Below are 6,519 nucleotides of genomic sequence, written 5' to 3'. Positions count from 1 at the left end.
GCGCTCCAATCAACATTGCAATAATATCAACAATAATCTTTAATACAGCCTAAAGTTTAACCTTATTTTCTTCCTCTTCTAACGCTCTTTTAGCTTCTTCAAGTTTTCTTCTTATTTCAGAGCTATCTCGGTTTCCAATTTCGATGGTATTCTTCGATTTACTCTTTTCTTTCGGGAGTTGAATGGGAATATAGGTTGATTCTCCTTTGTCTTCCACAACGCCCTCGTTTGTTATTTTTCCTTTAACCTTATTCAATAGACCTGTGGATTGGAGGACAATTCCTTGGGATAAGGAGGACCCTTTTGAGACTAATTCNNCTCTGATAGTTGAGGTCTTGTCGATGATGGAACCAGCTTGGTTACTAACCTTATGGCGAAGATCTTTTCCCGACTTTGGGGCTAAAAAGAGTGCAGCAGCAGCACCAACTACTCCTCCGATAAAAGCTCCAAGCAGAAAGTTATTGGATGACTTCTCATTTCTAGTTTGATTCGTATCTCTTGAATCAAAATCCCTATTTGACATCTTCATTTCCTCCTCTATTTTTTCTAATGAGATCTAATCTTCTTGCCTTCTAAGTTAATCTCGTTCTTTGCTTGCTTTCTCGCCTGCCACTTATCCTTTAATTCTAAAATGACATTACTCCATTGAACAATTTGCGAAATCTTTTCTTTGCTTTCTTCTACTTGTTTATCTACTGATTTTGTAATGTTTTGTAGGGTTCCATTGAATTTAGTAACTGTTGTACCCACATCTTTTACTGCTTCAACTACACTAGTTAAACTTTCAGATTTCTGTTTGAGATCATCTGCTAATGCGTTTGTTTTTTGTAAAAGTATGGTGGTTTCGGCTGTAACACCATCCAACTGTTTTTCCAGTCCAGCCAATGTTTTCGAAACGCTTGTAAGTGTAACTTGAAATGATTTGAGTGTTGTCGATAAAAATATGACAAGCACAAAAAATGCGATTGCTATCAAGGCTACGCTTAAGTATAAAATTATTTGCATTGTGCACCTCCGCCTTAATCCTATCAATATGTATTACCCATCAAGTATAGATATAAACCTCGCTATTATCTTATACTACTTCCATATATTTGTCCTCTTTTCCTGCTGCTTCAAATAAAAAAAATGAATCTATTGCAGGACGAAAGATTAATTTTTCAACTTTATGGCTTGATTCGGTTACAATAAGAATGTACCTAGATAATTTTTGTTGGAGGCATAAAAAAATGAAAGATCCTCGTATTGAAAAACTAGCAAAAAACTTAATTAATTATTCGGTCCAACTTCAAAAGGGTGAAAAGGTTTTGATTGAAAACTTCGGGCTTCAGCGTGAACTTGTGACTGCCCTTGTGAAGGAAGCCTATATAGCTGGGGGATACCCTTTTGTGCTGTTAAAGGACCATCAAGTGGACCGTTCGCTCTTATTAGGAGCACAAGAAGAGCACTATAATATGATGGCAGAATTCGAAGCAAATGTGATGGCTAAGATGGATGCATACATAGGTCTACGTTCGGGTGATAACATCAGCGAACAATCAGATGTGCCGGATGATAAAATGAAAATCCATGGTAATACCATTGGAAAAAAAGTGCATCGTGACATTCGTGTGCCAAAGACCAAATGGGTTGTCCTTCGGTACCCAACTTCTTCAATGGCTCAATTAGCAAAAATGAGTACAGAAGCCTTTGAAAACTTTTATTTTGATGTTTGTAATCTCGATTACGGAAAAATGGATAAAGCCATGGACAGCCTGAAAGCGTTAATGGACCGAACAGACAAAGTCCGAATCACAGGTCCAGGAACGGATCTTAGCTTTTCAATTAAGGATATCCCGGCCATTAAGTGTGCAGGACGATTAAATATTCCTGATGGCGAAGTTTATACGGCTCCTGTTCGCGATTCAGTCAATGGAGTTGTTACCTATAACACTCCTTCACCCTATCAAGGATTTACATTTGAAAATGTGAAGCTGACCTTCCGGGATGGGAAAATTGTTGAAGCGGAGTCTAATGATTCTAGTCGGATCAATAAAATTTTTGATACAGATGAAGGTGCCCGTTATATTGGCGAATTTGCAATAGGGGTTAATCCATTTATCCTTTATCCAATGCAAGACATCTTATTTGATGAAAAAATTGCTGGCAGCTTCCACTTTACACCAGGGCAGTGTTATGATGATGCCTTTAATGGCAACCATTCCAATATCCACTGGGATATGGTGAATATCCAGCGGCCTGAGTACGGCGGCGGAGAAATCTATTTTGATGATGTATTAATCCGCAAAGACGGCCTGTTTGTTCTCCCAGAATTAGAAGTATTAAACCCAGAGAGTCTTAAATAAAGGCTCGATTAAAGGTGAAAGTGGAGTTATAAAGAATTGATTTTCGCAAAAATCACCACTATCTATTACCAAAAAAAGAAAGGATGCCAACTATCTGATGGCATCCTTTCTTTTTTATTTCGCTAATTGTTTTTCATAGGATTCCTGGAATTTTTGAATATCTCCAGCTCCCATAAAAATAATAACGCTATTTTCAAATTCATTTAATACGGAGGTATTGTCTTCCGTAATTACTTCAGACCCGTCAATTCGTCCCTGAAGGTCTTTGATTGTTAGTTTTCCATGATTTTCACGAGCAGAGCCGAAAATCTCACATAAATAGGCTTTATCAGCTGCTCGTAAACTTTTAGCAAAGTCTTCAAGGAACGCTTGAGTCCGTGAAAAGGTATGTGGTTGGAATACGGTCACAATTTTACGATCCGGATATTTTTGCTTAGCTGCATCAATCGTTGCTTTTATTTCAGTTGGATGATGGGCATAATCATCGATTAATATTTGTGACCCAATTCTTTTTTCCGAAAATCTTCTCTTCACACCTTGGAAGGTAGTTAATTGGTTCTTGACTACCTCTACATTAATTTCTTCATAATGACACAATCCAATAACGGCAAGTGCGTTTAATACACTGTGATCGCCAAAAGTTGGAATGGAGAATGTGTCATAAAATGTATTCCGAATGAATACATCAAAAGTCGTTCCACTAGTTGTTTTCACAAGATTTTTTGCTTGATAGTCATTTTCATCGACAAAACCATAAAACAAGACAGGGACTTTTGCTTGGATTTTTTGTAACTGTTCATCATCGCCATATGCAAAAATTCCTTTTTTCACTTGAATAGCCATCTCTTGAAAGGCTGAAAAGACATCATCAATATTTGCAAAATAATCAGGATGATCAAAATCAATATTCGTCATAATCGCATAGTCAGGAAAGTAAGATAAAAAATGCCTTCTGTATTCACAAGCTTCAAATACAAAGTATTCTGATCCTTCTCTACCCTTACCTGTCCCATCACCAATTAAAAATGATGTTGGCTTAGCCCCTTCGATCACATGGGCAAGTAAGCCTGTTGTTGACGTCTTCCCGTGCGCACCAGTAACTGCCACACTAGTAAAGTTTTGCATAAAGTCACCTAAAAAACGATGGTAACGCACAATAGGGAGCCCAAGTTTCATTGCCTCTTGAATTTCCTCATGTGTATCAGGAAAGGCATTCCCTGCTATGATCGTCATCCCTGGCTTAATATTCTCCTTTTGGAAAGGAAGAATGGTAATCCCTGATTGCTCAAGGGCCAGTTGTGTAAAAAAGCGCTTTTCGACATCGGAGCCTTGCACCTGAAATTTCATATCATGTAGAACTTGTGCGAGTGCACTCATTCCAGACCCCTTTATACCGACAAAATGGTAAATAGTCATAGAAGAACCTCCAACAACGTCTATCTGTAAAACAGTATATGACATCTGTCTGTATTTGCTAACAAGAAAAACAGAGTGCTATTGTACACTAAAATTCAATAACCTCTAAAAAACATATTTAATAATTATATCATTAATTAACCTGAAAAACTATTTGTAAACAAATTCTTTAAATTCTGCTTAATCAGTACACTATATATTATTTGTCCATGTCATGAAAGAATACTATAGATTAATTATTTGCACTATCCTCTTGAATAGACTCTAAATCAGCTTCAGTAATTAATACTTCACGTGCTTTGCTTCCATTTGCACTTGTAATATAGCCATTGTTCTCAAGCATATCCATCAATCTTGCAGCTCGATTATAGCCAATTTTAAAGCGCCTTTGAAGACTGGAAGTAGACGCACCACCTTGTTCAATAATAAATTCGCAAGCATCATAAAAAAGTTCATCTTCATTTTCAGTTACTTGTGCTTTTTTTAATAATTCTTCTTGCTCAAACAAGTAATCTGGTTCACGCTGTTCTCTCACATGAGCAACAACAAGATCAATCTCTTCATCCGAGACAAACGTTCCTTGCAAACGGACAGGTTTAGAGGATCCATTTTCTAAGAATAACATATCACCGCGGCCTAGTAGCTTTTCTGCCCCGCTGATATCAATGATGGTGCGCGAATCTACCTGAGATGAAACAGAGAAAGCAATTCTAGTAGGAATATTTGCCTTAATTAAGCCGGTTATTACATCAACCGATGGCCTTTGGGTGGCAACAATTAAATGGATTCCACATGCTCTTGCTTTTTGAGCAATTCTACAAATGGCTTCTTCCACATCCGCTGGTGACATCATCATTAAATCTGCTAACTCATCAATAATAATCACAATAAAAGGAAGTTTATCGGCATACTGCTTATGTTTCATTGCCTGTTCATTGAAACGGTTAATGTCACGAACACCGGTATGGGCAAATAATTCGTAACGTCTTTCCATTTCATCAACGGCCCATTTTAAGGCAGCAGTTGCCGCCTTCACATCCGTAATGACTGGACTAACTAGATGCGGAATCCGATTATACGGTGCGAGTTCGACCATTTTTGGATCTATCAATAAAAGCTTTAAATCTTCGGGGCTGGCTTTAAATAGTAAGCTAACTAAAATGGTGTTAATGCAAACACTTTTCCCTGACCCTGTCGCCCCAGCAATCAAACCATGCGGCATTTTCTTCAAATCTGTCACGATCGGTTTTCCAGCAATATCAAGACCGAGCACTGCTGTTAATGGAGAGGTCGATTCCTTGAAGGTACTGCTTTGAATTATTTCATTTATGAATACTGGACGCGACGTTTGATTCGGAACTTCAATCCCAATCGTATGTTTACCTGGGATAGGAGCTTCAATCCGAATGTCTCTTGCTGCAAGACTTAACTTAATATCATCACTTAAGTTGGTAATTTTGTTGACCTTAACACCGGGCTCAGGCTGAACCTCAAACCGGGTAACTGAGGGACCTTGTGTCACATTGACGACACTTGCACCGACATTAAAGTTTTGTAATGTTTCGTTTAAAATCTCCTCTTGTTCTAATAGCCATTTAGTATCATTCACCACTGTAACAGGAGGACTAAGCAAGCTAGATCCTGGAAGTACATATTGACTATCATCTGTATGATCTTGGCTGTTCTCTTCCATTCCTTTAAAGAGGTCGAGCTCTTGGTTAGCCTTTTCTGGCTGCACATTTTCTGTTGGCGGGATAACCTGGGATTCCAATGATTTTCTTCTCTTACGCTCTTCCCATTTTTGTTTATCTTGTTTCAACATCATCACATTAAATGGTAAATGGGAACGCTTTGGTACAGGCGGTTCTGGTAAAGCCTCTGGTTCAGGCAAGACCTCTTCTGTATAGATTAAATCATCTGCAGCTGCAATTAATTCCTTTACCTCATCAAGTGAATCTTCTGCCATTCTTATTTCGATTGCATCTTCATCCTGAACTTCTTTTTCATGCACGTCTTCTATTTCGACCAAATCTAACAGCTTTTCTGTCGACGCTGGCGTTACCATCGCAACTTCGATGTCATGATTTTCAGAAGCGTTTATTTCTTCGAGGACATCCGCAACTTCTTCAGAATTACTTTTTTCAAATGCTGATTCTGTCTTGTAAACTTCGATGTCCATCTCAGTTCGTCCTGTAATCTTTAATTCAGTCGTCATCTTTTCTGCTGAAATCAGATTGTCAATCAGATTTTCACTATCTTCTTCTATAAAATGACTTAATTCATGCTCCACGATTTTATTCGTATTCTTCTTCGGCCGATTAAACCCAAAAACAGGTGAAGGAATCTCCGTCGGTTGGAAAGGACCGCTTTTCTTAACGAATGGTTCTTTATTAATTTTTGGCACATCCTGTTTTACCGTTTGGACTTCCGGTTTTGGCCTCATTTTTCTTGTTTCAGGTTCGGGTTGCCTGGTTATTCTTTTTTGGCGCAATGTTTCTTCTTTTTTATTTTGGGTTTCTTTAGGTTTTGGTGGATGAAAAGGATGATTACTGCCTTTTGGGTATTGATAAGAAATCTTCGTCTCTAAGTCCTTTAGACTTTCATATTTATTTAGAAAGGGCATTCCTTCTTGGTGCTTATGTAAAATGTACCCTTCAAATTCATCCTCTTCATCATCTTTTCTTAATTTTTGAAAAAGGTGTTGGAACCAGCTCAAAACTATCACTCTTTCTACTAACTACTTTCGTCTATCACTCTA

Annotated in this window: 5 protein-coding genes; 1 reads left to right on the top strand and 4 read right to left on the bottom strand. The window is 38.0% G+C overall.

The features are described from left to right. Positions 1 to 49: 49 nt before the first annotated feature. Together V7137_RS04725 and V7137_RS04720 are read right to left on the bottom strand one after the other, a co-directional pair. Positions 50 to 523, bottom strand: a complete 474-nt coding sequence (locus V7137_RS04725; protein ID WP_335696986.1) for a YtxH domain-containing protein — start codon at positions 521 to 523, stop codon at positions 50 to 52. Positions 524 to 546: 23 nt separating this feature from the next. Then, the gene (locus V7137_RS04720; protein ID WP_335696985.1) at positions 547 to 1,005 is read right to left on the bottom strand and encodes a DUF948 domain-containing protein; all 459 of its coding nucleotides are present in this window, start codon (positions 1,003 to 1,005) and stop codon (positions 547 to 549) included. A 224-nt stretch (positions 1,006 to 1,229) separates the two neighbouring features. Between V7137_RS04720 and V7137_RS04715 the strand changes: the two genes are divergently transcribed. After that, complete coding sequence (locus tag V7137_RS04715) at positions 1,230 to 2,345, top strand: aminopeptidase (protein WP_335696984.1); 1,116 nt, start codon at positions 1,230 to 1,232, stop codon at positions 2,343 to 2,345. A 114-nt stretch (positions 2,346 to 2,459) separates the two neighbouring features. Here the strand turns inward: V7137_RS04715 and murC are convergent, their stop codons facing one another. Together murC and V7137_RS04705 are read right to left on the bottom strand one after the other, a co-directional pair. Next, positions 2,460 to 3,761, bottom strand: a complete 1,302-nt coding sequence (murC, locus tag V7137_RS04710; protein ID WP_335696983.1) for a UDP-N-acetylmuramate--L-alanine ligase — start codon at positions 3,759 to 3,761, stop codon at positions 2,460 to 2,462. Between the two features lie 232 nt (positions 3,762 to 3,993). Next, positions 3,994 to 6,477, bottom strand: a complete 2,484-nt coding sequence (locus V7137_RS04705) for a DNA translocase FtsK (protein ID WP_335696982.1) — start codon at positions 6,475 to 6,477, stop codon at positions 3,994 to 3,996. Between the last annotated feature and the right edge of the window lie 42 nt (positions 6,478 to 6,519).

The sequence above is a fragment of the Neobacillus drentensis genome, from assembly GCF_036962765.1.
Taxonomy (GTDB): Bacteria; Bacillota; Bacilli; order Bacillales; family Cytobacillaceae; genus Neobacillus; species Neobacillus drentensis_C.
This window is presented reverse-complemented; position numbering and strand designations above follow the sequence as displayed.

Bases quoted from the DNA above. Each gene is read 5' to 3' on its own strand.
- V7137_RS04720 (WP_335696985.1), bottom strand. From the start codon at position 1,005: ATGCAAATAATTTTATACTTAAGCGTAGCCTTGATAGCAATCGCATTT.
- V7137_RS04715 (WP_335696984.1), top strand. From the start codon at position 1,230: ATGAAAGATCCTCGTATTGAAAAACTAGCAAAAAACTTAATTAATTAT.
- murC (WP_335696983.1), bottom strand. From the start codon at position 3,761: ATGACTATTTACCATTTTGTCGGTATAAAGGGGTCTGGAATGAGTGCA.